Consider the following 732-nt stretch of genomic DNA (forward strand, 5'->3'; position numbering starts at 1 on the left):
GGCCGCCGCCGGCGCGGCGGCCGGGCTCGTGCCGGCGGCCTCGCGCGGGCGCACGAGCACCCGGTGCACCGCGTGCAGCCCCAGGACCCACAGGGCGGGCAGCAGCAGCACCGCCCCCGGCAGCAGCACCGCCAGCGCGGCGGCCACGGCGGTGACGGCCAGCGCGGCCGGCCCGGCCAGCGGCGCGCGGCGCAGGGCGCCCCAGCCGCCGGCCAGCGCCGCGCGCCAGCCGGGCACCCCCGGCTCGGCCAGCCGGGGCACGGCCAGCAGGACGACGGCGGCCAGGCAGGCGCTGACCGCCAGCAGGGCGGCGGCCGCGGCCTGCCCGCCGGGCACCAGGCCCGCGCGCAGCCACTGCTGCTGGCGCACGAGGAGCAGGACGGCCAGCGCGCCGGCGGCGCTGACCGCCGCGCCGGGCAGCAGGCGGCGGGCGAACTCGCGCGCGGTCCAGGACCACCCGGGCAGCTCGTCGGTGTCCGCCCAGCGCCCCACGGCGCCGGACAGGGTCGCCACGACCGCCCCCGCGGTGAGCACGGGGGCGCAGGCCAGGGCGGCCACGACGCCCAGCAGGCACAGCTCGGACACGCGCCGCAGCTGCTCCTTCCAGCCTCGGCCGGAGCCGGTGGGCTCCACGGGCCGGCGGGGGGGGGGGGGGGGGGGGGGGGGGGGGGGGGGGGGGGGGGGGGGGGGGGGGGGGGGGGGGGGGGGGGGGGGGGGGGGGGGCGGGGTGTG

General features: G+C 85.1%; 1 protein-coding gene. It reads right to left on the bottom strand.

Annotated features, from left to right (window positions below; genetic code table 11):
- A partial coding sequence (locus ACRYR7_RS25595; protein WP_432575207.1) for a hypothetical protein occupies window positions 1–585 on the bottom strand: 585 nt, incomplete at its 3' end.
- Window positions 586–732 lie beyond the last annotated feature (147 nt).

Source organism: Kineococcus gurbantunggutensis, assembly GCF_050871925.1.
Lineage (GTDB): Bacteria > Actinomycetota > Actinomycetes > Actinomycetales > Kineococcaceae > Kineococcus.